The organism is Methylobacterium sp. Gmos3 (assembly GCF_056430985.1).
Genome location: NZ_JBWJYL010000009.1, coordinates 91,227 through 114,888, shown reverse-complemented (window position 1 = coordinate 114,888; position 23,662 = coordinate 91,227). Strand labels below are relative to the sequence as shown.

The 23,662-nt window shown below is 70.8% G+C and carries 21 protein-coding genes and 1 other annotated feature; of the genes, 14 read left to right on the top strand and 7 right to left on the bottom strand.

The genetic code is table 11. The features are described 5' to 3' along the window. Nucleotides 1-65: 65 nt before the first annotated feature. From ACS5Q7_RS19530 to hslU, 4 genes are all read left to right on the top strand, one after another. Nucleotides 66-1,064 (top strand): lipid A biosynthesis lauroyl acyltransferase, encoded by a 999-nt coding sequence (locus ACS5Q7_RS19530; protein WP_478340928.1) that lies wholly within the window; start codon nucleotides 66-68, stop codon nucleotides 1,062-1,064. A 9-nt stretch (nucleotides 1,065-1,073) separates the two neighbouring features. Continuing rightward, nucleotides 1,074-1,856 (top strand): DUF1223 domain-containing protein, encoded by a 783-nt coding sequence (locus ACS5Q7_RS19525; RefSeq protein WP_478340927.1) that lies wholly within the window; start codon nucleotides 1,074-1,076, stop codon nucleotides 1,854-1,856. Between the two features lie 58 nt (nucleotides 1,857-1,914). After that, nucleotides 1,915-1,970, top strand: a sequence feature (sul1 is cis-regulatory element that is thought to sense ions involved in sulfur or methionine metabolism; They are found in Alphaproteobacteria). A 50-nt stretch (nucleotides 1,971-2,020) separates the two neighbouring features. After that, a complete protein-coding gene (locus tag ACS5Q7_RS19520; RefSeq protein WP_478340926.1) occupies nucleotides 2,021-3,517 on the top strand; it encodes a SulP family inorganic anion transporter in 1,497 nt (498 codons plus the stop codon). 98 nt (nucleotides 3,518-3,615) lie between these two features. Next, the gene (gene hslU, locus ACS5Q7_RS19515) at nucleotides 3,616-4,929 is read left to right on the top strand and encodes an ATP-dependent protease ATPase subunit HslU (RefSeq protein ID WP_478340925.1); all 1,314 of its coding nucleotides are present in this window, start codon (nucleotides 3,616-3,618) and stop codon (nucleotides 4,927-4,929) included. On the opposite strand, the gene ACS5Q7_RS19510 is transcribed toward hslU, so the two are convergent. Then, entirely contained in the window at nucleotides 4,919-5,968 is a 1,050-nt protein-coding gene (locus ACS5Q7_RS19510) for an SDR family oxidoreductase (RefSeq protein WP_478340924.1), read from the bottom strand. The genes hslU and ACS5Q7_RS19510 overlap by 11 nt on opposite strands. Before the next feature lie 181 nt (nucleotides 5,969-6,149). Between ACS5Q7_RS19510 and ACS5Q7_RS19505 the strand changes: the two genes are divergently transcribed. After that, nucleotides 6,150-6,896, top strand: coding sequence for a YebC/PmpR family DNA-binding transcriptional regulator (locus tag ACS5Q7_RS19505; RefSeq protein ID WP_478340923.1), 747 nt, complete (start codon nucleotides 6,150-6,152; stop codon nucleotides 6,894-6,896). An 89-nt stretch (nucleotides 6,897-6,985) separates the two neighbouring features. Further along, nucleotides 6,986-8,047: a bifunctional DNA-binding transcriptional regulator/O6-methylguanine-DNA methyltransferase Ada gene (gene ada, locus ACS5Q7_RS19500; RefSeq protein ID WP_478340922.1), complete on the top strand. Its 1,062-nt coding sequence runs from the start codon at nucleotides 6,986-6,988 to the stop codon at nucleotides 8,045-8,047. A gap of 102 nt (nucleotides 8,048-8,149) precedes the next feature. On the opposite strand, the gene ACS5Q7_RS19495 is transcribed toward ada, so the two are convergent. Both ACS5Q7_RS19495 and ACS5Q7_RS19490 read right to left on the bottom strand, forming a co-directional pair. Continuing rightward, complete coding sequence (locus tag ACS5Q7_RS19495; RefSeq protein WP_478340921.1) at nucleotides 8,150-9,433, bottom strand: DUF5666 domain-containing protein; 1,284 nt, start codon at nucleotides 9,431-9,433, stop codon at nucleotides 8,150-8,152. 11 nt (nucleotides 9,434-9,444) lie between these two features. After that, complete coding sequence (locus tag ACS5Q7_RS19490; RefSeq protein ID WP_478340920.1) at nucleotides 9,445-10,305, bottom strand: DUF6502 family protein; 861 nt, start codon at nucleotides 10,303-10,305, stop codon at nucleotides 9,445-9,447. A 470-nt stretch (nucleotides 10,306-10,775) separates the two neighbouring features. Here ACS5Q7_RS19490 and ACS5Q7_RS19485 point away from each other — a divergent pair, with 470 nt between their 5' ends. The 3 genes from ACS5Q7_RS19485 to ACS5Q7_RS19475 all read left to right on the top strand — a co-directional run bounded on the left by ACS5Q7_RS19485 (nucleotide 10,776) and on the right by ACS5Q7_RS19475 (nucleotide 12,266). Further along, nucleotides 10,776-10,901 (top strand): hypothetical protein, encoded by a 126-nt coding sequence (locus ACS5Q7_RS19485; RefSeq protein ID WP_478340919.1) that lies wholly within the window; start codon nucleotides 10,776-10,778, stop codon nucleotides 10,899-10,901. A 53-nt stretch (nucleotides 10,902-10,954) separates the two neighbouring features. Next, nucleotides 10,955-11,683, top strand: a complete 729-nt coding sequence (locus ACS5Q7_RS19480; RefSeq protein ID WP_478341135.1) for an outer membrane protein — start codon at nucleotides 10,955-10,957, stop codon at nucleotides 11,681-11,683. A 175-nt stretch (nucleotides 11,684-11,858) separates the two neighbouring features. Then, nucleotides 11,859-12,266: a hypothetical protein gene (locus tag ACS5Q7_RS19475; RefSeq protein ID WP_478340918.1), complete on the top strand. Its 408-nt coding sequence runs from the start codon at nucleotides 11,859-11,861 to the stop codon at nucleotides 12,264-12,266. Between the two features lie 42 nt (nucleotides 12,267-12,308). On the opposite strand, the gene grpE is transcribed toward ACS5Q7_RS19475, so the two are convergent. Next, on the bottom strand, nucleotides 12,309-12,899 hold the full coding sequence (gene grpE / locus ACS5Q7_RS19470) for a nucleotide exchange factor GrpE (RefSeq protein WP_478340917.1): 591 nt from the start codon (nucleotides 12,897-12,899) through the stop codon (nucleotides 12,309-12,311). A gap of 123 nt (nucleotides 12,900-13,022) precedes the next feature. Further along, entirely contained in the window at nucleotides 13,023-15,815 is a 2,793-nt protein-coding gene (locus tag ACS5Q7_RS19465; RefSeq protein WP_478340916.1) for a [protein-PII] uridylyltransferase, read from the bottom strand. Nucleotides 15,816-15,968: 153 nt separating this feature from the next. Here ACS5Q7_RS19465 and ACS5Q7_RS19460 point away from each other — a divergent pair, with 153 nt between their 5' ends. Further along, a complete protein-coding gene (locus ACS5Q7_RS19460; RefSeq protein WP_478340915.1) occupies nucleotides 15,969-16,940 on the top strand; it encodes an aliphatic sulfonate ABC transporter substrate-binding protein in 972 nt (323 codons plus the stop codon). On the opposite strand, the gene ACS5Q7_RS19455 is transcribed toward ACS5Q7_RS19460, so the two are convergent. Continuing rightward, entirely contained in the window at nucleotides 16,918-18,318 is a 1,401-nt protein-coding gene (locus tag ACS5Q7_RS19455) for a TAXI family TRAP transporter solute-binding subunit (RefSeq protein WP_478340914.1), read from the bottom strand. The two genes, ACS5Q7_RS19460 and ACS5Q7_RS19455, sit on opposite strands and share 23 nt — an antisense overlap. A 60-nt stretch (nucleotides 18,319-18,378) precedes the next feature. Continuing rightward, nucleotides 18,379-19,779, bottom strand: coding sequence for a TAXI family TRAP transporter solute-binding subunit (locus ACS5Q7_RS19450; RefSeq protein ID WP_478341134.1), 1,401 nt, complete (start codon nucleotides 19,777-19,779; stop codon nucleotides 18,379-18,381). Between the two features lie 143 nt (nucleotides 19,780-19,922). Between ACS5Q7_RS19450 and ACS5Q7_RS19445 the strand changes: the two genes are divergently transcribed. The 4 genes from ACS5Q7_RS19445 to ACS5Q7_RS19430 all read left to right on the top strand — a co-directional run bounded on the left by ACS5Q7_RS19445 (nucleotide 19,923) and on the right by ACS5Q7_RS19430 (nucleotide 23,628). Next, nucleotides 19,923-20,498 (top strand): regulatory protein RecX, encoded by a 576-nt coding sequence (locus ACS5Q7_RS19445; protein ID WP_478340913.1) that lies wholly within the window; start codon nucleotides 19,923-19,925, stop codon nucleotides 20,496-20,498. A gap of 77 nt (nucleotides 20,499-20,575) precedes the next feature. Continuing rightward, complete coding sequence (locus tag ACS5Q7_RS19440; RefSeq protein ID WP_478340912.1) at nucleotides 20,576-21,787, top strand: putative DNA modification/repair radical SAM protein; 1,212 nt, start codon at nucleotides 20,576-20,578, stop codon at nucleotides 21,785-21,787. Next, complete coding sequence (locus tag ACS5Q7_RS19435) at nucleotides 21,787-23,238, top strand: UdgX family uracil-DNA binding protein (RefSeq protein WP_478340911.1); 1,452 nt, start codon at nucleotides 21,787-21,789, stop codon at nucleotides 23,236-23,238. The genes ACS5Q7_RS19440 and ACS5Q7_RS19435 overlap by 1 nt, the downstream gene beginning before the upstream one ends. A 135-nt stretch (nucleotides 23,239-23,373) precedes the next feature. Continuing rightward, entirely contained in the window at nucleotides 23,374-23,628 is a 255-nt protein-coding gene (locus ACS5Q7_RS19430) for a hypothetical protein (protein WP_478340910.1), read from the top strand. Nucleotides 23,629-23,662 lie beyond the last annotated feature (34 nt).

Sequence of the window (23,662 nt, the reverse complement as noted above, 5' to 3'; positions counted from 1 at the left end):
CGTTGTTCGCACCGCAACGCGAAACATGATCTAAGGGCGCGCCTTCGCTCCGGAACCCGACTCCTTTGCTGCGCCTCGCCCTCATCCTGAAGCGGTCCTATCCGCGACTTGCCGGCTTCGCCAGCATCCCGCTCATCCGCCTGATCTTCGCCCTGGCCCGCCTGCTCGGGCCGGAGCGGGCGGCCGCCTTCGGGGGCGGGCTGCTGCGGACGATCGGGCCATTGCTCCCGGCGCACCGGACGGCGCTCGCCAACATCCGGGCCGCCTTCCCCGGCCTGCCGGAGGCGGAGGTGCGGGCCATCGCCCTCTCGGCCTGGGACAATCTCGGCCGGACGGGGGCGGAATACGCCCATCTCGACACGCTGCTCGACTACGACCCCGAAGCGACCGGGCCGCTGCGCAGCGAGGTCGAGGGCATCGAGCACTTCTTCGCCCTGCGCGACGACGGGCAGCCCGGCCTGATCTTCTCGGCCCACCTCGCCAACTGGGAATTGCCGGCGATCTGCGCGGCAAAGTTCGGCCTGGAGGCGACCGCCGTGTTCCGCCCGCCGAACAACCCCGCCGCCAAGCGGCTGGTGGAGGAGGTCCGCCGCAGCACGATGGGCGGGCTCGCCGCCTCCGGCCCCGGCTCGGCCTTCGCCATGCAGGGCGTGGTGGAGCGGGGCGGCCATCTCGGTCAGCTCGTCGACCAGCATTTCACCCGCGGCGTGGTGGTGAGTTTCTTCGGCCGCCCCTGCCTCGTGAACCCGCTGCTCGCCAAGCTCGCCCGCCACTACGAATGCCCCGTCCACGGGGCGCGGGTGGTGCGATTGCCCGGCGAGCGGTTCCGCCTGGAACTCACCCCGCCCCTGGACCTGCCCCGCGACGCCGAGGGAGCCATCGACGTGCCGGGCGCGATGCAGGCGATGACCGACGTGATCGAGGGCTGGGTGCGCGAGAACCCCGGCCAGTGGCTGTGGATGCACCGCCGCTGGCGGCCGGACATGTTGCCGAAGACCGCGCCGCGCAAGGCAGCCGCGACTCAAGGCAACGTGACTTCCCAGGCCGAGACGACCGCGCTCTGATCGCATGGCATGAGGCATGCCCACGCCCGCACCTTTTCCCTCGGCCGCCGCGCGGTTCCGCTTGCGCTGGCGGGGCTGAGCTGCGGCCTCACCGGCGCGGCGGCGCGGGCCGAGCCGGTTGCGGCGGTGGTCGAGATGTTCACCGCCCAGGGCTGCGCCGCCTGCCGCACCGCCGACCCGGTGATGCGTGAGCTCGCGCGCAAGCCCGGCATCCTCGCCCTGACCCTGCCCGTCACCTACTGGGATTATCTCGGCTGGCACGACACCCTCGGCCTGCGCGCCCTCACGGAGCGCCAGCGCGCCTATGCCCGCGCCAGGGGCGGGCGGCAGGTGGTGACGCCGCAGGCCATCGTGGATGGGGGCCAGACCGCCATCGGCTCGAACCGCGTGGCCCTCGAGCGGCTGTTGCAGGAAGCGGCCCGGACGGCGCCCCTCTCCGTGCCGATGAGCGCGGAGGTGCAGGACAGCCGGATCGTCGTGGAGGTCGGCGCCCGCCCCTCCCCCAAGGAGCCGAAACCCGACACGAGGGACGAGGTGTGGCTGGTGCCGCTGCTGAAGGCGCGGGACACCACGATCGAAACCGGTGAGAATCGCGGCCGGGTCGCGTCCTACGTGAACGTCGTGCGCGGCCTTCAGCGCCTCGGCACCTGGACCGGGCAACCCGCCCGGTTCGAGGCGCCCCTCTCCGCCGCCGCGATCCCCGGCGCGGATGGCTGGGTGGTGCTGCTGCAGCATTCCCGCGAGGGGCGCCCGGGGCGCATCCTCGGCGCAGCGAAGGGGCCGGGGCTCTGAGGCGAAGCCGCCGCTCTGTTGCATTGCAGCACGCGCCCGTCTAACAAGGCGGCATTCGCTAGGACCCGGTGCAAGCCCGGGTGGCTCTTCCGGCCGCCGATCCGCCGGACCACGCATTCGAGACTTAAGCCGGCCATCGCGGCGGTCTCCCTGCGGTTCTCCTCATGACATCTTCCTCCACCACCGCCCCTGCGGCGGGACTCGGCGCGCGCCTGCGTGACGCCCGCGTCGAAATCCTCTCCGGCCTCGTCGTCGCCCTCGCGCTCATCCCGGAGGCCATCGGCTTCTCGGTGATCGCGGGTGTCGATCCGAAGGTCGGCCTCTACGCCTCCGTGGTGATCGCCTGCACCATCGCCTTCACCGGCGGGCGCCCGGCGATGATTTCGGCCGCCACCGCCGCCACCGCCGTGGTGATGACCGATCTCGTCCGCGACCACGGCGTGCAATACCTCTTCGCCGCGACCATCCTGATGGGCGTCATCCAGATCGCGGCGGGCTTCCTGAAGCTCGGGCGGCTGATGCGCTTCGTGTCGCAATCGGTGATGACCGGCTTCGTCAACGCCCTGGCGATCCTGATCTTCATGGCGCAGCTGCCGGAACTGACCGGCGTGAGCCTGGCGACCTACGGGCTCGTCGCCCTGGGGCTCGCGATCATCTACGGCCTGCCCCTCATCACCCGCGCCGTGCCCTCGCCGCTGGTGGCGATCGCGGTGCTCACCGCCCTGACGGCGTGGCTGCATCTCGACGTGCGCACGGTCGCCCATCTCGGCGCCCTGCCCTCGTCCCTGCCGAGCTTTGCCCTGCCGCAGGTGCCCTTCACCCTCGACACCCTGCGCATCCTCCTGCCCTACGCGGCGACGCTGGCGGCGGTGGGCCTGCTGGAAAGCCTGCTCACGGCTCAGATCGTCGATGACATGACCGACACGGGCAGCGACAAGAACCGGGAATGCCACGGCCAGGGGCTCGCCAACATCGCCTCGGCGCTGTTCGGCGGCATGGGCGGCTGCGCGATGATCGGCCAGTCGGTCATCAACGTGTCGTCGGGCGCCCGGCGGCGGTTCTCGACCTTCGTGGCCGGGGCCTTCCTGCTCCTCCTCCTCGTCGCGCTTCAGAGCCTGCTGGCGGTGGTGCCGGTGGCGGCGCTGACGGCGGTGATGATCATGGTGTCGCTCAACACCTTCTCCTGGCGCTCCCTGGCCCGGCTGCGGACCAACCCCCTACCCTCCTCCGTGGTGATGCTCGCCACCGTGGCGGTGGTGGTGGCGACCCGTGACCTCGCCATCGGCGTGCTCGTCGGCGTGCTGCTCTCCGGCGTGTTCTTTGCCGGCAAGGTCGCCCGCCTCAGCCGCATCGATTCGGCCCTGTCGCCGGACGGGACGACCCGGACCTACACCGTGACCGGCCAGGTATTCTTCGCCTCGGCGAGCACCTTCGCGGAGTCCATCGACCTGCTGGAGCCGGTGGAGCGCCTCGTGATCGATGTCGGGGCCGCGCATTTCTGGGACATCTCGGCGGTGGGCGCCCTCGACAGGGTGGTGCTGAAGGCCCGCGAGCGCGGCCGGAGCGTCGAGGTGCGCGGCCTCAACGCCGCGAGCGCGACCCTGGTCGAGCGCTTCGGCACCCACGACAAGCCGGGCGCGGCGCCGCTCGCGCATCACTGAACGGCCCGCGTGCCACCGCGCCCCCTTGCGCCGCGCCGGCCGGGACCCCATTCCCGGCTGACCGGCACAGGGGTCGGGGATCAGGGAAGAGCCAGGCGGTGACGACGTTTTCTCCGCGCGAGATCGTGTCCGAACTCGATCGTTTCATCGTCGGGCAGAACGAGGCCAAGCGGGCGGTGGCCATTGCGCTCCGCAACCGGTGGCGGCGCCAGCAGCTCACCGGGCCGCTGCGCGAGGAGGTGGCGCCCAAGAACATCCTGATGATCGGGCCGACCGGCTGCGGCAAGACCGAGATCGCGAGGCGCCTCGCCAAGCTCGCCAACGCCCCCTTCCTGAAGGTCGAGGCCACGAAGTTCACCGAGGTCGGCTATGTCGGCCGCGACGTCGAGCAGATCGTGCGCGACCTCGTGGAGGTCTCCATCGGCCTCACCCGCCAGACCAAGCGCGAGGCGGTGAAGGCCAAGGCGGAGGCCGCCGCCGAGAACCGCATCCTCGACGCCCTCGTCGGCCCCACCGCCAGCCAGGCCACCCGCGACAGCTTCCGCAAGAAGCTGCGCAACAGCGAAATGGACGACAAGGAGGTCGAGATCGAACTCGCCGCCGGGGCGCCGTCCGGGCTGCCGATGTTCGAGATCCCCGGCGTGCCGGGCGCCTCCATGGGCGCCATCAACATCGGCGACATGCTGGGCAAGGCGCTCTCCGGCCAGCGGGGCAAGCCGCGCCGCATCACCGTGCGCGACGCCTACGCGCCCCTGCTCGCCGAGGAATCCGACAAGCTCGTTGACGACGAGGCCCTGACCCGCGAGGCGATCCGCGAGGTCGAGGACAACGGCATCGTCTTCCTCGACGAGATCGACAAGATCTGCGCCCGCGAGGGCCGCTCCGGCGCCGACGTCTCCCGCGAGGGCGTGCAGCGCGACCTGCTGCCGCTGATCGAGGGCACCACGGTCGCCACCAAGCACGGGCCGGTGAAGACCGACCACGTGCTGTTCATCGCCAGCGGCGCCTTCCACGTCTCGAAGCCGTCCGATCTCCTGCCGGAGTTGCAGGGCCGACTGCCGATCCGGGTGGAGTTGCAGCCCCTGACGGTGGACGATTTCAAGCAGATCCTCACCGCCACCGAGGCGAGCCTGATCAAGCAGACCCTCGCCCTGATGGCGACGGAGGGCGTGACCCTCGACTTCACCGACGATTCCATCGACGCCCTGGCGCGGGTCGCCGTGGAGGTGAACGGCTCGGTCGAGAACATCGGCGCGCGCCGGCTCCAGACGGTGCTGGAGCGGGTGCTGGACGAAATCTCGTTCACCGCCACCGACCGCTCCGGGGAGACGGTGAGGATCGACGCGGCCTATGTCCGCGAGCGGGTCGAGAACCTCGCCGCCAACGCGGACCTTAGCCGGTTCATCCTGTAGGGGCGCGGCGGCGCAGGCGCCGCTTCTCCTCGTCGCGGCCATGGGCTTCTGTGGCGAAGAGCATCGTGCCCGCTGCGAGCCCCAGGGCCGCGGCGATGCCGACCTTCAGCCATTTCGGATCGGCCGCCGTGACGTGGGAGGACGAGCGCGAATCGAACCGGCCATGGGCGCCGGGATCGGTGTCGACGGGCTCGTAGAGGTTGTCGGGGCGGTTCTTCGAAGCCTGCACGCTGGTCATCTCCCCACGGTAGCCGGTTCGGGCGAGGTAGCCGTCGATCCAGCCCGGGACGATCATGTTGCCGATGATCGCCTTCCAGGCCGATCCGCCGATCCAGAGTTCGCGCGGCGCCTCGTGGGCCGCGCGATAGACGTGGCGGGCGATGGCCTCGGGCTGGTAGATCGGCGGGACGGGTTCGAGCTTGCGCGGCAGGCGCGAGCGCGCCCAATCGAATTGCGGCGTGTTCACCGCCGGCAATTGCACCATCGTCAGGCGCACCCGGCTGCCGTCGTGCAGCAGCTCCGAGCGCAGGGAATCGACGAAGCCGCGCACCGCCGCCTTGGCCGCGCAATAGGTCGCCTGGAGGGGAATCGAGCGGTAGGCGAGCGCCGAGCCGATATGGACGATGGTGCCCCGGTCCGCCGGCACCATGTGCCGGAGGGCGGCGAGGGTGCCGTGGACCTGGCCGAGATAGGTCACGTCGGTGACGCGCTGGAACTCCTCCGGACGCGTCTCCTGCACCGGCGCGTAGACCGTCACCATCGCGTTGTTGACCCACACGTCGATGCCGCCGCAGGCCTTGGCCACGGCATCGGCCACCTCCTGCATGGCCTGCGCGTCGGCGACGTCGGCGGCGAAGGCGATGGGGTTGCCGCCCAGGCGCCGCACGTCGTGGATCGTCGCCGCCAGCCCGACCTCGCCCCGCGCCACGAGGCCGACATTCCAGCCGTGCCGGGCGAATTCGCAGGCGATGGCGCGGCCGACGCCGGCACTGGCGCCGGCGACCACGACGGTTCGGCGTTTGGATGAAGGGGTGGGCATCGCGGCTCCGGAAAAGGATGATCCGCCCCCCAACGCCTGCGGGGATCGATCTTTCCCCAGCCTGCGCGAGGAATGTGCGCGTTGCCTCCCGCGAGCCCGGCGGCCTATAAAAACCGCAGTTCCGTCAGCGGCCTTGGGGGCTGGTCCTCCCGCGCCGCGCTACTCGCAAGTCCGAAGGCACATGGCCGGTCATTCCCAGTTCAAGAACATCATGCACCGCAAGGGCCGCGTCGATGCGGTCCGGTCCAAGATCTTCGGCAAGCTCGCCCGAGAGATCACCGTGGCGGCCAAGCTCGGCACGCCGGACCCGGCGATGAATCCGCGCCTGCGCGCCGCCGTGCTCGCCGCCCGCGCCGAGAACATGCCGAAGGACAACATCGAGCGCGCCATCAAGAAGGCGACCGGGGCCGACAGCGAGAACTACGAGGACATCCGCTACGAGGGCTACGGCCCCGGCGGCGCCGCGCTGATCGTCGAGGCGCAGACAGACAACCGCAACCGCACCGCCAGCGACGTGCGCTCGGCCTTCACCAAATCCGGCGGGAGCCTCGCCGAGACCGGCGCCGTGGCCTTCATGTTCGACCGGGTGGGTGTGATCGCCTACCCCGCGAGCGTCGCCGACGCCGATACGATGCTGGAAGCGGCCATCGAGGCCGGCGCCGACGACGTGTCCTCCGGCGAGGAGGGCCACGAGATCATCTGCGCGCAGGATTCCTACGGCGAGGTCGCCAAGGCGCTCGAGGCCAAGTTCGGCGATCCGACCCGCACGGGCCTGATCTGGAAGGCGCAGAACACCATCGACGTGGACGACGAGACCGGCGAGAAGCTGATCCGCCTCGTGGAGGTGATCGAGGACCAGGACGACGTGCAGAACGTGTACGTCAACTTCGCCCTGTCCCCGGCGCTGATGGCCAAGCTCGAAGCCTGATCCATCCGTCGAATTGCGGAGCAAGGTGCGGGATGCCGAGGCACGGGGGCCGGCGCACCATGGCGGCAACCCTCCACGGAGCCCGCCCCATGCAGCCGACCCTTCTTCCCGACGACGAGGATGAACGCTGGGAGGCCCTTCTCGCCCGCGACGCGGGGTCCGATGGGCGCTTCGTCTACGCGGTGCGCACCACGGGCGTGTATTGCCGCCCGAGCTGCGCCGCCCGCACCCCGCGCCGCGAGAACGTCACCTTCCACGCGACCCCCGAGGCGGCGCGGGCGGCGGGCTTTCGTGCCTGCCTGCGCTGCCGGCCCGACGATCCGCCCCCGGCCGAGCGCCGCCGCGAGGCCATCGCCCGCGCCTGCCGGCTGATCGAGACCGCCGAGACGCCCCCCGCCTTGGCCGATCTCGCCCGGGCGGCGGGGATGAGCGCCTTCCATTTCCACCGGGTGTTCCGCGCGGCGACGGGCGTGACACCCGCCGCCTTCGCCCGCGCCCGCCGGGCCGCCCGCCTGGAAGAGGCTTTGGCGACCGCGCCGACCGTCACCGGGGCAATCTATGACGCCGGCTACGGGGCATCGAGCCGCTTCTATGCCGAGGCCGGTGAACGCCTCGGCATGGCCCCCTCGCGCTACCGCAAGGGCGGCGCCGGGGCGCGGATCCGGTTCGGGGTCGGCGCGTGCAGCCTCGGGGCGGTGCTCGTGGCGGCGACGGAGCGGGGGATCTGCGCGATCCTGCTCGGCGACGATCCCGACGCCCTGGTCCGCGACCTTCAGGACCGCTTCCCCGCCGCCGAGCTGATCGGGGGCGACGCGGCGTTCGAGGAGTGGATGGCGCGGGCCATCGGCCTCGTGGAGGCGCCCGCCACGGCGCCTGCTCTGCCCCTCGATATCGGCGGAACGGCCTTCCAGCAGCGGGTCTGGGAGGCTTTGCGGGCGATCCCGGCGGGGACTACGGCGACCTATGCCGACGTCGCCCGCGCCATCGGTGCGCCGGGATCGTCGCGGGCGGTGGCGCTGGCCTGCGGCGCCAACGCCATCGCGGTGGCGATCCCCTGCCACCGGGTGGTGCGCTCGGACGGCGCCCTTTCCGGCTACCGCTGGGGCGTCGCCCGCAAGCGCGACCTCCTCACCCGCGAGGGTGTGCCGTAGGCCCGACCGTCATCGCGAGCGAAGCGAAGCGGCCCAGGGCAGCGGGACATCTCCGAAGGTCGCGCAACTGGATTGCTTCGCTCCGCTCGCAATGACGAGGGGTCAACGGCGTGGGCCCGGTCCACCGGGACCGCCGAAGCCGCCGCCCGGCCCGCCGAACCCACCGGGGGGCGCCCCGCCGGGCATCCCACCGGGAGGCGCCCCGCCGGGGGGCGCTCCACCCGGCATCCCGCCCGGTCGGCCGAAGCCGTCGCCGCGTCCGGGGCCGCCCAGGCCGGGGATGTCCCCCGAGCCGGGGCGGGTGTCGATGGCGGGGCCGCGCGGCTCGAACCCGCCGAAGCGCCCGCCGGTCTCCGGCCCGAACCGACCCGGCCCGTCCTCGGGCAGGACGCGCATGTCGAGGCGGTCGCGCTCGCGCTCGAAGCGGGGGGTCTGCGGCTCCTGCGGCTGCGGCGCGAGGCGTCCGTCGGCGCGCAGGCGCTCCACCGTCAGGCCGCCATCCGGGGCGACGCTCGCCGTCAGCACGGCCCGCACGCTGCCCTGGCGCGGGACCGCCCCGTTGGGCCGCCCCCCGACGGCGAGGCCGGAGCCCAGGGCGAGGCCCGACCCGGCGCGGCCGATATAGGCCTCGATGGAGACCTGTTTCAGACCCGGCGGGAACGGTGTGCCGTTGAGGGCGGCCATGGTCACGCGCATCGTGCCCGCCTCGGCCCTGCCGGTGACGAGGGCACGCTTGCCGGGTACGAGGGCGTCTGCCCCCTGGAGCCGCAGGCCGCCGATGGCGAGCCCGCCCTTGTCCCGGCGGACCGGGCCGGCGACGCGATCCGGGCCTGTGCTGCGCGGCTCGACGAGGCTCGCGACGATCACCCCATCCGGCCGGCGCAGGCCGCTCACCGCGACGCGGGTGCCGTGCGTCCACTCGCCCGCGAGCCCCTCCGTCACCACCCGCTGCCCGAGCACCACGAGGCGGCCGGGTGACACGAACTCCACCGGGCCGACCACCTCGCTGGTGACATCGATGCGCTGCGTCGCGAGACCGCCCTCGCCGGGGCGGGCCACCACATGCACCACCTGCCCGATCTTCAGCGCCTCGGCGGTGGCGGGCTCGTCGTCGATCCGCACGGCCACGTCCTTCGGGAAGGCGATGCGCAGGTCGTTGACGATGATCGAGCCGAAGCGGCGGATCGTGCCGATTACCCCCGTGCCGCCGATGCCCCGGTCGCCGCCGCCCAGCGGTGGCTCGGCGGGCGCGGGGTCCGGCCGGGCGCCGGTTCCGCCGATGCCCTGGTCGCGCGGGGCCTCCTGCGGATGCGCGCCGAAGGGCATCAGTCCGGCCGCGCCGGCGAGCAGGTGCAGAACGAGCCGGCGGTGCGGGCGAAGGGCCACGGTGCGGTCCCTCAGCCCTTGTCCGCGCGCTCTGCGGCGGCGCCGGGCACCCGGCCCTCCGCCTCGCGATAGACGTAGAGGCCGAAATTCCAGCGATGCGTCCCGCCGGCATCGTCGCGGCACGCGGCATGGGCCTCGCGGTTTGCCTGGGTCAACGCCTCCATGGCGAGCTCCCGTGCCCGCGCTTCGAGCTTGCCCGCCAGTTCCTCCGACAACCCGTCGTAATGGACCGCGCGCTCCAGGAAGCGCGGGCTGGGGCTCAGGATGTTCTCCGCCGCCGCCGCGAGATGGTCGTGCAGGTTGCGCCCGAAATAATAGAGCTGCGCCTCCGCGTCGCCGTCGGCGCGGGGCAGGTAGGCGGCCTCGGCGAGGACGATCCGGTCCTGTGCGTCGGCGAAGGCCAGCCCCCGGTCGAGCCATTCATCGAGCACCGCGCGGGGGCGGACGTCCCGCGTCACCCCGGCGACGAGAGTCTCGAAGGAGGGCTTGCCGGGCTCGGCATTGCGCGGCAGCGGCAGCGGCTGGCCCTTCGCGTCGGCGAAGGCCGGATCGGCGAGCCAGCGCGCCACGATCCGCCCGGTGCGCGAAACGGTGGCCGGCACCGCGCTCACGGGTGCCCCGGCCCCGCGCAGGCGGCGCACTTCCTTCCGGTGGATGCCGGTGAGCAGCGAGACCCGGCTGTCCGTCTGCTCCTTGCCGGGCAGGACGAAGTCGTACTCCGCGACGTTCACGTAGAGTTCCCGCAACAGATCGGTGAGCGCCGGGAAAGTGATGCCCCTCGCCACGAGGAGGCGGATCAACGGACGCAGCAAACGCGCCAGCGGCGCGTGAAGCCCTCCCCCCTCCGGCGGCGTATCGCGATTGTCGGACATGACCTGTCCTTAGCTGTCCAGTGCCGTGGGAGACAATCCCACGGAGTACGCATCCGCACAGGAAGCTGAGCTTTCCCGATTGACGTGGGATTTTTGCACACGTACTTTTCTCACGTGGTCAAATTTCCCACACACAGAGGGAGCGGCGCGAGTACGATGACGATCAGCCAACGCAGTCTCGTCGCGACAGCCACGCCTCCCATGGTCCTTCCCTCGGCCGGCGCAGCCCGGTGCCGCCGAGACAACCCCCTCCCGCGGCTCGGACGCCTCGCCTGGCTCCTCGCCGCGTTCTCGCTGCCCGTCCTCGGACTCAGCGTCGCCGATCTGGTCCATCGCGGCGTCGAACCGGGGGCGACGCAGGTCGCCGCCCCGCCCTCCCCCTCAGGCGGGGTTGCGGCTCCATCGGACGCCATTCCGGCCATCCGGCTCGGGATGGCGTCCCCCTACGGCCTGCGCCGGGCCCTTCGCGGATGACCCCTCTCATCACCCCCGGAAGGCAGAGCCCGGAGGCCTGCGGCGGCGCCCAGGTCCTCGACCTCGCGCTCTGCCTCATCCTCGCGGTCGCCGTCACCGGCCTGCTGGTCCTCGCGCTCTGAGACAGCGGCCGGACCCGGCCCGCTTCGCCCATCGAGGCTTCTCCATGCGTTTCATGCTCAAGGCCGCGCTCTCCGGAGCGGCGGCGATGTCCTTGGCCGTCGCCGCGCAGGCGGCCGACCTGCCCCGGCAGGCCCCTCCGCCCCCGCCGCCAGCCCTGCCGGTCTTCACCTGGACCGGCTTCTATGCCGGCGTGAATGCCGGCTACGGCTTCTCCACGGGAAGCGGCGGCTTCACCGATCCGACCTACGGCGCCGTGACAGGCGGCGGGCGCTCGGGCGGCTTCGCCGGTGGCGGACAGGTCGGCTACAATTACCAATTCACTCCGGGCTCGGGCTTCGTGATCGGCGTCGAGACGGACATCCAGGGCGCGGCCTTCGGCAAGGCCGATGCGGCCTATATCGGCGGCACGCCCTATTACAGCATCCGCCCGAGCCTCGATTATTTCGGGACGGTGCGCGGCCGGGTCGGCTACGCCTTCGACCGGGTTCTGATCTACGGCACGGGCGGCTTCGCCTATGGCGGCGGATCCCTGCCCTCGTCGGCCTCGGCCTATCCCTATAGCCTCCCCGGCACGACGCGCACCGGTTACGCGGTCGGCGGCGGCGTGGAATACGCGTTCACGCAAAAGCTTTCGGCGAAGGTCGAGGCGCTCTACATGCATCTCGGGCGCGGCTTCAGCGGCGCAACCTCTTACGATGCTTCGGTCCCGGCCTATTACGGCCCCGGAAAGTCCGATGCCGGCTTTGCATTGGTCCGCGCCGGGCTGAACTACAGGTTCTAACTGTCACGCTACGCACTCCGACGCGAAAATCCGTCAGACAACTCATTTCGCCGGCTCCACTACTGCCGGCGAAGTGCGTTTTATCGCATCTCACGTTTGCAAAGTTTGTGGAATAGTCGGTTAGCCGACCGACCATCGTTGCCGCTGATTCGGTCCGGCCTAGCTCGCAGCGGGAGTGGGCGCACCGGAGGACCCAGCCGTGCCGAACCTTCGAACCCGATTATCGAGTCTCGCCGTCCTGCTCGTCGTGGCATCGCCCGGCGCCGGGGCACAGGAGTTGATCGAAACCCCGCGCGGCCCCGGCCTGCTCATCTATGGAAACTATTGCGGGCCAGGCAATCGCGGCCCCGCTTATCGGCCGATCGACGCCCTCGACGCCGCCTGCATGCACCACGACGCCTGCTGGCCGGAGGACCCGGCGATGCTTCCGGCCTGCAGTTGCAATGAGCGGTTGCATATCGAGGCCGGGCGGGTGGCGCGAGACCCGCGCGCGCCGGAGAAGACCCGAGAGACCGCGCGGTTCATCTCGGATTTCGCGACCGCGATTCCCTGCGAGCCCGGGGCCTTTCCCGCAGCCCATTGAGGGGGGCAACCCCGCGATTCCTCATCGCGGGGTGTGCGGCGTTCAGGCGGCGTCGGCGGGGTTCGGTGCGGCCTTCGGGCCGCCCTTGGCGACGCCGACGAGCGCCGGGCGCAGCACCCGGTCGCCGATGACGTAGCCCGTCTGCACCACCTGCACGACGGTACCGGCCGGCACGTCCGGGTTCGGCACCTCGAACATCGCCTGGTGGCGATTCGGGTCGAACTTCTGGCCATGCGGCTCCACCGGCTTCACGCCGTGGCGCTCAAGATTCTTCACGAGGTCGCGCTCGGTCAGCTCGATCCCGTCGATCAGGCCCTTGAACGACCCATCGGCGGCGGCGCGCTGGTCGGCGGGCACGCTCTCCAGCGCCCGGCGGACGTTGTCGGCGACGTTGAGCATGTCGCGGGCGAAGTTGGTCACGGCATAGGTCCGCGCATCGGCGACCTCGCGCTCGGTGCGGCGACGGAGATTCTCCATCTCGGCGAGGGTGCGCAGCATCCGGTCCTTCAACTCGTCGCGCTCGGCGATGAGCAGGGCCAGCGCCTCGGCCACGGGATCGACGGAGGCGTCGGCGGGCTTCGGCGCGGCCTCGTCCTGGGTGGGGACGTCGTGAGGCTTGTCGTCGTTCGTCATCGCATCTTCGAATGAGTGGCGGTCGGGGGAGAAACCGCGCGTGATATCAGGCCGCGACCCGGTGAAATCAACCCGAGCCGTTGCGCTTTGGCGTGGGGCGCCGGCTCCCGCGCCCTCACGCCCTCACGCCTCGCGGGGCGGCGGCGTGGTGACGAGGGCTTCCAGACCCTCGGCCTTCAGCATCGCCACGTCGGCGGCGAAGACCTGAAGCACCGCCTTGCGAATCGCCACCTGCCGGTCGGGCTGGGTGACGCGGGTGCCGGTGAGGTCGGTCACGTAGAACACGTCCACCGCCCGCTCGCCGAAGGTCGCCACATGCGCCGAGGTGATGTTGAGGTTCAGGGCGCCCAGCGCGCTCGTCAGGTCGAAGAGCAGGCCCGGCCGGTCGAGGCCCGTCACCTCGATCACCGTTTCGCGGCTCGACAGGGCGTTGTCGATGGTCACGTCGGGGGCGACGAGGAAGGTCTTGGCGCGGGCGCTGGTCGGGGGGTGCTTGTCGGCGACGAGCTCCGCGATGCGGATCTCGCCCTTGAGCGCCCGGTCGATCACGTCGGTGATGCGCTTCGTCCGGCGCAGCTCGTCCTCGTCGCGGTCGAAGGCGCGGGAGATCACGAAGGTGTCCAGCGCGAACCCGTCCGCCGTGGTGAAGATCTGCGCGTCGACGATGTTCGCCCCCGCCGCCGCGCAGGCGCCGGTGACGATGGCGAGCAGCCGCGGATGGTCCGGGGAATAGACCGTCACCTCCGTCACCCCGCGCACCGGATCGAGCCCGACTTCGGTGGCGCTGGTGCGGCCCTCCTCCATCGTCCGCCGGAGCAGGCGCGCGTTCTTGATCTGGCGGTTGCCGTCGACCTTCAGCCAATAGGCCTGCTTGTGCCGGGCGGCGTAGGTATCGAACAGGTCCGATTCCCAATCGGGCAATTGCTCGCGCAGGCTCATCTGGATCAGCCGCACCCGGTCGGTGCGGGCGATCTCGGAATGACCGCCGGAGAGGTAGACCTCGGTCTCGTCGTAAAGGGTGCGCAGCAGCGTCCCCTTCCACGCGGTCCAGACCCCCGGCCCCACGGCGGTGATGTCCGCGACGGTGAGGAGGGTAAGGAGCTTCAGCCGCTCCAGGCTCTGCACGATGGAGGCGAAGCGCTCGATCGTCTTGCGGTCGGACAGGTCGCGGCTCTGCGCCGTCATGGACATGAGCAGGTGGTGCTCCACCAGCCACGCCACGATTTCCGTCTCGGCGGGGGTGAGGCCGAAGCGCGGGCAGAGCTTTTTGGCGATCTGCGCGCCGGCCACCGAATGGTCCTCGGGCCGCCCCTTGGCGATGTCGTGCAGCAGGATCGCGACGTAGAGCGCCAGCCGGTTGTGGATGGAATGGATCAGCCGCGTGACCAGCGGGTAGGTCTCCTCCACCCGCCCGCTCTCGATGGAGGAGAGCACGCCAACCGTGCGGAGCAGATGCTCGTCCACCGTGAAGTGGTGGTACATGTTGAACTGCATCATCGCGACGACGCGGCCGAAATCCGGGATGAACCGGCCGAGCACGCCCGCCTCGTTCATCTCGCGCAGGGCCTCCTCGGGGGCGTTGCGCGAGGTCAGGATCTCCAGGAACAGCCGGTTCGCCTCCTCGTCGCCGCGCAGCGACGGCGTGATGAGGCGCAGCGAACGCGTGGCGAGCCGCTTGGCATCCGGGTGGATCGGCACGTTGTGGCGGTCCGCCAGCCAGAACAGGCGGATGAGGTTCACGGGGTCGCGCTCGAACGCGTCCTCGGCGCGCAGGTTCACCCGGCCGTGGTCGATCCAGAAATCCTCGGCCTCCACGGAGGTCGCGCGGAACCGGTCGCGGAACTTGCCGATCCAGCGATCGAGCACGGGGGTGCGCTTGGCGTGGCGCGCCTCCATCTCGGCGCTGACGATGGCGGTGAGGTCGCCCACGTCCTTGGCGACGCGGAAATACGCCTTCATGAACCGCTCGACGCCCGAGAGGCCGCCCCGCGATTCGTAGCCCAGGCGCTCCGCGATGCGCGGCTGGAGCCCGAAGGACAGGCGCTCCTCGGCGCGCTTGGTGGCGAAGTGCATGTGGCAGCGCACCCGCCACAGGAACTCGTCGCAGCGCTCGAACAGCGCGTATTCCTCCGCCGTGAACAGGCCGGCGCCCACGAGCTCGCTCTGGTCGCGCACCCGGTAGGTGTATTTCGCGATCCAGAACAGGGTGTTGAGGTCGCGCAGGCCGCCCTTCCCGTCCTTGACGTTGGGCTCCACGAGGTAGCGCGACATGCCGGCCTTCGCGACGCGGGTGTCGCGCTCGCGCAGCTTCGCCTCCACGAACTCGGAGGCCGAGCCGACGATGACCTCGGCATCGAAGCGCGTCACCAGCTCCTCGTAGAGCACACGGGAGCCGAACAGGTAGCGGGCTTCGAGCAGCGCGGTGCGGATCGTCATGTCCGCGCGGCCCTCGCGCAGGCATTCCTCCACCGAGCGGGTGGCGTGGCCGACCTTCAGCTTCAGGTCCCACAGGACGTAGAGCATCGCCTCCACGACGCTCTCGGACCACGCGGTCTGCTTGTAGGGGAGCAGGAACAGCAGATCGATGTCCGAGCCCGGCGCCATCGTGCCCCGGCCGTAGCCGCCGGTGGCGACCACCGCCAGTTGCTCGCCCGTGGTGGGATTGTCGTTTGGGTAGAGGCGCCAGACCACCGCATCGTGGATGGCGCGCACCACCGCGTCGGTGAGGCGCGACAAGCTCTGGGCGCAGGCCATGCCGTTGCGGTCAGCCAGGAGTTGCGCCTCCGCCGCCCGGTGGCCCTCTTCGAGGACGCGCCGGAGTTCAGGCACGAGGGCTGCCCGCAGCCGTGTCGGCTCGCGGATGTCCCGGTCGAGACCGGCGATGATGGGTTCGAGCTCTGCGACGGGATCGAGCATGATGTCCGTTAGCATGATATGCCTACGTTGCCAGTCATGCCTGCGTGCCGCAGGCCCCAAAGCCCCCGGCGTCCTTCAAGACGGACGTTCCGTTTGACATAAAGAACGGATCGGCTTAGCTCGGCGGCAAAGACAAGCCGAGGAGACGATTCGATGCCGCTCGCCCGCCGCTCCGTCCTGGGAGCCGCCCTCGCCCTGGCCCTGTGCACGACCGGCCCGGCGAAAGCCGCCGAGCCGACGGAAGTGCGGCTCGATTGGGCGACCTACAATCCCCTGAGCCTTCTCCTGAAGGAGCGCGGCTATGTCGAGGAAGCGCTGAAGCCGAAGGGCATCAAGGTCCGCTGGGTGCAATCCCTCGGCTCGAACAAGGCGCTCGAATTCCTGAATGCCGGGGCCATCGACATCGGCTCGACGGCCGGCGCCGCCGCCCTGGTGGCGCGGATCAACGGCAACCCGATCAAGGCGATCTACGCCTTCTCGCGGCCGGAATGGACTGCCCTCGTCACCCGCAAGGACACCGGCATCACCAAGCCCGCCGACCTGAAGGGCAAGCGCGTGGCGGTGACGCGGGGCACCGACCCGCACATCTTCCTGATCCGTGCCTTGCAGGGTGCCGGGTTGACCGAGAAGGACGCAAAGCTCGTCCTGTTGCAGCACCCGGACGGGCGCACCGCCCTCGACCGGGGCGACGTGGAAGCCTGGGCCGGGCTCGACCCGATGATGGCTTCGGCCGAGATCGAGAACGGCGACGTGCTGTTCTTCCGCGATGCCGCCGCCAACACCTGGGGCGTGCTCGACGTGCGCGAGGCCTTCGCCATGGAGAATCCCGACCTCGTGAAGGCGGTGATCGCCGCCTACGAGCGGGTGCGCGCCGAGGCGCTGAAGGACCCGGCCGCCCTCAAGGCCGCGCTCGTCACCGCGACGAAGCTGCCCGAGCCCGTCGTCGCCCGCCAATTGGAGCGCACGGACCTGTCCCAGCCCGCCATCGGCCCGACCCAGGCCGACGCGATCCGCGCGGCCGGCTTGGCGTTGCAGCAGGCCGGCGTGATCGCTTCGGACGTGGACGTGCCGAAGGCCGTCGACGGGCTGATCGACACGGCCTTCAACCCGCCAGCGGAGCGCTGAGCGGCGCCTCCTCCCGCCCGTTAGGGGAGGCGGCGGTGGCGATCCGGCAATCGTGGATCGTCGCCCGCGCCGTCTCGATGGCGATGGAGACGGCGGACAGGGTGGAGGGCTCCGGCTCGCGCTCGCGGGCATAGCGCACCACGTCCGCCGCCAGCCCATCGACCTCGATGGTCAGCGCCTCGATGGCCTGCGGGTCCTTGAGGCGGCGGGCCTCCTGGGTGATCGCGATCAGCCGGTCGATCACGTCGTCGATCCGCTCCCGGCCGAGGCTCGTGAGGCGCTGGCGCACCCAGGCCAGCACCGAGACGAGGCCGCCCGCCAGGGCGCCGAGCAGGTAGAGCGTGTCGCCGTAGCGCTCAACGAAGCCGTGCTGCTCGCGCTCGTAATAGTCGATGGCGCCGGGATGGATCGGGATGCGGGCGCTGGTCGCGGCCACGGTGGTCTCGTAGGCGGGCGCCAGGACGTATTCGGCGGCATCCGTCTGCTGGGCCGCCGCCGTGCGCTTCTCAAACAATTGCTGCGTGAAATCCGCCGCGATCACCCGGCTGAGCGAGCCCCGCGCCATCAGCCGGTAGGAGGCGCCGACCGTCTTCACGTCGTCGGCGGGCAGCTTCGGCCGGCCGGCGAACAGGCCGCCGGGGATCGTCACGGCCTGGAGTTTCGGGAAGCGCTCGATGATGGCGTCGTCGTCCTCCACGGCGACGAACTCGACCTTGCCGTCCTTCGCCACCGAGCGCACCGCGCCGACGAGGGCGATGGCCTTCGGCGCCGAGGGGGCGATGATGCTGAGGAAGGCGTCGATCCGCTTCTCCTTGAAGGCCGGGGCGACGGCGCCCTCGTCCACGGGCACGAGTTGCACCGTGCCTGCCGGCACCGGGCCGGCGGCGGGGGCCGTCTCCAGGGCGAGGCCGTGATAGGAGAGCAGGTTCTTGAGCAGCCAGTAATCGGCGTCCTTCTGCGCGCCGATGCCGAGGCGCTTGCCGCCGAGCTTGGCGAAGGACTTGATGCCCGCCTGCTCCGGCGAGGCGACGATCATCGCCTGATCGCGCAGGATGGCGAGCGTCAGGCCGTTGGTGGGCAGGAGCACGTCGGGCCGCACCACGGCGAGGTCGGCCCGCCCGTCCTGCAACGCGGCGGCGCTCTCGCGCACGTCGTCGAAGGAGAGGATCTTCAGGCGGATGCCCTCTCCGCTCGCGTCGAGGGCGTCGGCATAGGCCTTGATGAGGTCCGGCTCGGTGCCGTCCTTGGGCGCCACCGCGATGGTGAGGGTCGTCGGGCGCAGCAGGTACCACGCCGCCGCGCCGCCGAGGCACAACAACAGGGCGCTGGCCACGAGGAGGACATCCCGGCGCATCAGGAAATGGGTCAACGCAGCCATGGGGTTCGGTCCTGCGGTCGTGCGCAGGCCAAACGCGGCGGGGCCCGTTCTGTGCCTTTGCTACTCCGCGGCGGGCAAATGCAGGGCCATGAGCTGGGCCGAGCGGCGGCGCTCGCCCTCGGGCGGCGGCACGCCGATCCGCCGCCGCGCATCGCCCACCGCCTCGTGAACGCCGTCCACCGCCAGGATCAGCGCGCTCACCGTCCGCAGATCGATGGCGCGCTCGCGGGTATGGGAGACCACGTCGGCGATGAGGTCGTCGATCTCGAGGACGATGGCGTCGAGTTGCTCCACCGTCGTGGCGGCGCGGATCTCGCGCAGGATGTCGAGGAGCCGGTCGAGAACGATGTCGATCCGCTCCCGGCGCTTGCGGGCGAGGCGCTGGCCGAGCCACGCGAAGCCGGAGCCGATCGTGCCGCCGAAGAAGGCGACGAGGTAGATGTAATCCTCGTAGCGGTCGAGGAAGGTCTGCTGCTCGCGCTCGAAATAATCGACCGCGCCGGGGTGATTCGGCAGGCGCGCCGAGGTCGCCGCGACGGTGGTGTCGAAATCGGGCGCCTTCATCAGCTTGGCGATGGGCGCGGCGGCGGCGAGGCGCGAGCGCCACTCGAACAGGTGCTGGGTCGCCGAGGCGACGGCGACGCGGCTGATCGTGCCCCGCGCCATCAGCCGGTAGGAGGCGCCGACCGTGCGAATTTCCTCGTCCGGCCGTTTTGGGCGGCCGCCGAAGGTGCCGGCGGGAATCGTGACGGATTGCAGTTCGGGGAAGCGCTGGAGGATCGCGTCGCCGTCGGGGATCGCGACGAAGCCGATCTTGCGTTCGGGCGAGCCGGCCTCGACCGCCTTCACCACGCTGCCCGCCATCTTCGAGGCGGGGCTTGCGATCACCGCCACCGCGTCGACGCGCTTGTCCGCGATGGCCTGGGTGATCTCGCTGGCCTTCAGCGGCACCACCAGCACGTGGCCCAGCGCCGGCTCGGTGCCGTCCTCGCTGGCGGGCGTATCGGGCACGAGGTCGTAGAAGGAGAGGACGTTGGTGAGGAACGGGATGTCCGCCCCGTGCCGCACCACGATGCCGAGCCGCTTGCGGGCGAGATCGGGGAACTCGTCGATCTCGTTGTGGTCGGGCCGGACGACGACGAGCGCCTCGTCGTGCAGGATCGCCAGCGTCAGGCCGTTCTCCGGCAGGAAGACATCGGGGCGGACCACGGCGAGGTCGGCCTTGTTGCGCTGGAGGGCGAGGCCGCTGTCCCTCACGTCATCGTAGCGCACCACCTTCAGCCGCACATCCTCGCGCGCCCGCTCGAGGGCCGCCGCGTAGGCCTCGATGAGGGCCGCCTCCGGTCCGTCCTGCGGGCCGACCGCCACCGTGAGGGTGTTCGGGCGCCACAGGTAGGCGACCCCGCTCGCGATCGCGAGGAAGCCGAGCGTCACCAGGACGAGGAGCCATTCGCGCCGCATCAGGACGGAGGCGGCCGCCCACAGCTTTCGCTGCAGTGCCCCAAGCTTGGAATCAGGAGGTGGGACATCGCCCGGCCTGTCGCGTTGCGCGCGTTCCATGGGTCGTTCATGAAGCGCAAACCTGTCCAGATCGTGAAGAACACGTGAAGCCCCCCTCCGTTGCATCTTTCGGGCCGGAGACACCCAAGCCGCCCCCGCGCCCGGTGAGCGCGGCGTGGCTGGAGCGCGCCGCCCTCGACTACCTGCAGCGCTACAGCGCCTCGACCGAGATGCTCCGTCGCACCCTCGCGCGGCGTGTCGAGAAGCGGGCGCGGGCGCGGGGGGAGGAGCCCGCCGCCTTCGCGGAGATGATCGAGGCGACGGTGACCCGCGCCCTCTCGGCCGGGCTCGTGGACGATGCCCGTTTCGCCGAGGGGCGGCTCGCGGCGCTCCGCCGCCGGGGCACCTCGCGCCGGGGCGCAGGCGCCAAACTCGCCGCCAAGGGCGTGCCGCGCGAGGTGGTCGCTGCCGTGATGGAGGCCGAGCGAGAGGCCTCCCCCGACGAGGAGAGCGAGGAGAAGGCGGCCTGGGCCTATGCCAAGCGCCGCCGCCTCGGCCCCTTCCGCCAACCGGACCGGCGGGCCGATTACCGCGACCGCGACCTCGGCAGCCTCGCCCGGCAGGGCTTCTCCTACGGCTTGGCGCGGCGGATCGTCGAGGCCGACGAGGAACCCGCCTGACGGGGTGCGGCGTTGCGGCTAGGGAGCAGGGGCGCGGTGCCCTTGTATCCGCCCCCGAAACGTTCATCTTCCGTTCCATGGATGACGCCCTCGCCAAGAAGCTCCGCATCCTGGCCGATGCCGCGAAATACGATGCGTCCTGCGCCTCGTCGGGGGCGCCCAAGCGCGCGGCCGGCAAGGACGGGATCGGCTCCACCACGGGGGCCGGGATCTGCCACGCCTACACGCCCGATGGGCGCTGCGTATCGCTGCTGAAGATCCTGCTGACGAACTGGTGCTTGTTCGATTGCGCCTATTGCGTCAACCGTCGCTCCTCGAACGTGCGGCGGGCGAAGTTCACCGTCGAGGAGGTGGTGAACCTCACCATCAACTTCTACAAGCGTAACTATATCGAGGGGCTGTTCCTGTCCTCGGGCATCATCAAGTCGCCCGACCATACGATGGAATTGCTGACCCGGGTCGCGAAGTCCCTGCGCCGGGACCATGGCTTCGCGGGCTACATCCACCTCAAATCGATCCCCGAGGCGAGCCCGTGGCTGATCGAGGAGGCTGGGCTCTATGCCGACCGCCTATCGATCAACGTCGAGCTGCCGACAGAGGCGAGCCTGGGCCGGCTCGCCCCCGAGAAGGACGGCGCGGCGATCCAGAACGCCATGGCGCAGATCGGCGAGCGGATCATCGAGGCCAAGGCCGAGCGCCGCCGCTTCTCCCCGGCCGGGCATTCGACGCAGGTGATCGTGGGCGCCGACGACACCACCGACGCCGCCCTCATCGCCAAGAGCGAGACCCTCTACGGCAGCGTCGGGCTCAAGCGCGTCTATTACTCGGCCTTCAGCCCGATCCCGGACGGCTCGCAGATCCTGCCCCTGAAGGCCCCGCCGCTCGCCCGCGAGCACCGGCTGTATCAGGCCGATTGGCTGCTGCGGTATTACGAGTTCTCGGCCGAGGAGGTCGCCTCGGCCTCCGAGGGCGGGATGCTCGCCCTCGACATCGATCCGAAGCTCGCCTGGGCGCTCAAGAACCGCGAACGCTTCCCCGTCGACGTGAACAAGGCCGACCGGGAAATGCTGCTGCGCGTCCCCGGCCTCGGGGCGCGGGCGGTGGACCGGATCGTGAAGGCGCGCAAGCACACGACGCTCCGCCTCGACGACGTGGCGCGGCTGACCTCCAGCCTCAAGCGGGCGCGGCCCTTCCTCATCGCCGCCGACCACCGGCCGGTGGCGCTCACCGACCGCGCCGACCTGCGCGCCCGCCTCGTGGAGCCGGCCCAGCAGCTGAGCCTGTTCTGATGGCGGGCGCGACCTCCCGCGCCGCGTCCGCGCGCACCATTCTCCTGCGCCCCGGCGCCGACCTCACCGGTTTTCGCGATGCCGCCCGCCGCCTCGCCGCCGAAGGCGTGCCGCCGGAGGCCGTGACCTTCTCCGCCGAGTCCGCGCCGAGCCTGTTCGGCGACGATGCACCGCCGGGGTCCGACGCGCCCCTCGTCCTGCCCCGGGCGGTCACGTCCCTGATCCCGAGCGTCGTCCCCCACCGCGACCCCGAGCGCTACGGCCTGCTCTACGCCTTGATCTGGCGCGTCCTCCACGGGGAGCGGCACCTGATGGAGGTGGCGAGCGACCCGCTGGTCCACCGCCTCACCCGCATGGCCAAGGCCATCGGCCGCGACCTGCACAAGATGCACGCCTTCCTGCGCTTCCGCCGGGTCGAGGATCCGGCGGGCGAGCGCTACGTCGCGTGGTTCGAACCCGACCATCACATCCTGGAAGCTGCCGCGCCGTTCTTCGTGCGCCGCTTCGCCGGCATGCGCTGGACGATCCTGACGCCGGAGGGACGGGCCGTCTGGGACGGGGACACCCTGGCCTATGGCCCGCCGGGCTCCCGCACCGACGTGCCCGAGGGCGACGGCTTCGAGGCCGGCTGGCAGACCTATTACGAGACGACCTTCAACCCCGCCCGCGTGAATCCGAAGGCGATGCGCGCGGAGATGCCGAAGAAGTACTGGCGCAACATGCCGGAGACGGCCGCCATCCCCGCCCTGCTGCGGGGCGCGGCGGACCGGACGGCGCAGATGATCGAGAGGGAACCGACATTGCCCGCACGCCGCGAACCCGCCCGAGCCGTCGCCGCGATGGCGGACCAGGACCCGAAGAGCCTGGACGAGCTCAACGCCATCATCCGCAAGACGGAGCCCCTGGTGCCCGGCGCGACCCAGGCCGTGCTGGGCGAAGGCCCGATCGGCGCCACGGTCGCCTTCGTCGGCGAGCAGCCGGGCGACCAGGAGGATTTGAAGGGCCGCCCGTTCGTGGGGCCGGCGGGGCAACTCCTCGCCCGCGCCATGGCGGAGGCCGGCATCGACCGCGAGGCGAGCTACCTCACCAACGCGGTGAAGCACTTCAAATTCACCCTGCGCGGCAAGCGCCGCATCCACGAGAAGCCGACCGCAGGCGAGGTGAGCCATTACCGCTGGTGGCTCGACCGCGAGCTCGACTTCGTGGCGCCGAAACTCGTCGTGGCGCTCGGCGCGACGGCGGTGCTGGCGCTGACGGGCAAGGCGATCCCGATCACGCGCGCCCGGGGCCCGTTCCGGTTCGACCGGCTGGACAACCGCTTCCAGGGCTACATCACCGTCCACCCCTCTTACCTGCTGCGCCTGCCCGACGAGGCCAAGGAGGAGGCCTATGCCGCCTTCATCACCGACCTGAAGCGTATTGCCACGCTTGGGGCCGAACTCGCGGCGTGAGGCGCGGGTTTTAATCCCTCATGCTGCGTGTGACGAGGCACGCCGCTCAGGGAAAGACGATCCTATATCTCTCTCATGACAGATGAAGCGGACGCCAATAAGCGATCCGCGTTGCGCAAGGAGAGAGAAATAAAGATGAAGACCCGTATCGCCGCCGCCGTCACCGCCCTCGTGATCGGTGCCGCCGCCCCCGTCACCTCCGCGATGGCCTACCCGTTCTCCCGTGACACGGGTCCGATCTATACCGGCTCCATCGGCGTCCACGACTCGCCGTTCTACGAGTCTCACCCCGGCTACTGCCGCCCGAGCTCGGCCGCCGAGGGCAACGCCAACCAGCAGACCCGCCCGGTGAAGCAATACGGCCAGACCACCGGCGGCAACCGCTGCTGAGGGCGGTTTCCCTCCCCCCTCGTGGGGAGGGACA

What these genes read in the sequence shown, in the direction of transcription:
- ACS5Q7_RS19505 (WP_478340923.1), top strand. Translation starts at nt 6,150, where the DNA reads ATGGCCGGTCATTCCCAGTTCAAGAACATCATGCACCGCAAGGGCCGC.
- grpE (WP_478340917.1), bottom strand. Translation starts at nt 12,899, where the DNA reads ATGACGAACGACGACAAGCCTCACGACGTCCCCACCCAGGACGAGGCC.
- ACS5Q7_RS19525 (WP_478340927.1), top strand. Translation starts at nt 1,074, where the DNA reads ATGAGGCATGCCCACGCCCGCACCTTTTCCCTCGGCCGCCGCGCGGTT.
- ACS5Q7_RS19465 (WP_478340916.1), bottom strand. Translation starts at nt 15,815, where the DNA reads ATGCTCGATCCCGTCGCAGAGCTCGAACCCATCATCGCCGGTCTCGAC.
- ACS5Q7_RS19460 (WP_478340915.1), top strand. Translation starts at nt 15,969, where the DNA reads ATGCCGCTCGCCCGCCGCTCCGTCCTGGGAGCCGCCCTCGCCCTGGCC.
- ACS5Q7_RS19435 (WP_478340911.1), top strand. Translation starts at nt 21,787, where the DNA reads ATGGCGGGCGCGACCTCCCGCGCCGCGTCCGCGCGCACCATTCTCCTG.
- ACS5Q7_RS19520 (WP_478340926.1), top strand. Translation starts at nt 2,021, where the DNA reads ATGACATCTTCCTCCACCACCGCCCCTGCGGCGGGACTCGGCGCGCGC.
- ACS5Q7_RS19440 (WP_478340912.1), top strand. Translation starts at nt 20,576, where the DNA reads ATGGATGACGCCCTCGCCAAGAAGCTCCGCATCCTGGCCGATGCCGCG.
- ACS5Q7_RS19450 (WP_478341134.1), bottom strand. Translation starts at nt 19,779, where the DNA reads ATGCGGCGCGAATGGCTCCTCGTCCTGGTGACGCTCGGCTTCCTCGCG.
- ada (WP_478340922.1), top strand. Translation starts at nt 6,986, where the DNA reads ATGCAGCCGACCCTTCTTCCCGACGACGAGGATGAACGCTGGGAGGCC.
- ACS5Q7_RS19510 (WP_478340924.1), bottom strand. Translation starts at nt 5,968, where the DNA reads ATGCCCACCCCTTCATCCAAACGCCGAACCGTCGTGGTCGCCGGCGCC.
- ACS5Q7_RS19430 (WP_478340910.1), top strand. Translation starts at nt 23,374, where the DNA reads ATGAAGACCCGTATCGCCGCCGCCGTCACCGCCCTCGTGATCGGTGCC.
- ACS5Q7_RS19490 (WP_478340920.1), bottom strand. Translation starts at nt 10,305, where the DNA reads ATGTCCGACAATCGCGATACGCCGCCGGAGGGGGGAGGGCTTCACGCG.
- ACS5Q7_RS19485 (WP_478340919.1), top strand. Translation starts at nt 10,776, where the DNA reads ATGACCCCTCTCATCACCCCCGGAAGGCAGAGCCCGGAGGCCTGCGGC.
- ACS5Q7_RS19455 (WP_478340914.1), bottom strand. Translation starts at nt 18,318, where the DNA reads ATGGCTGCGTTGACCCATTTCCTGATGCGCCGGGATGTCCTCCTCGTG.
- ACS5Q7_RS19480 (WP_478341135.1), top strand. Translation starts at nt 10,955, where the DNA reads ATGCTCAAGGCCGCGCTCTCCGGAGCGGCGGCGATGTCCTTGGCCGTC.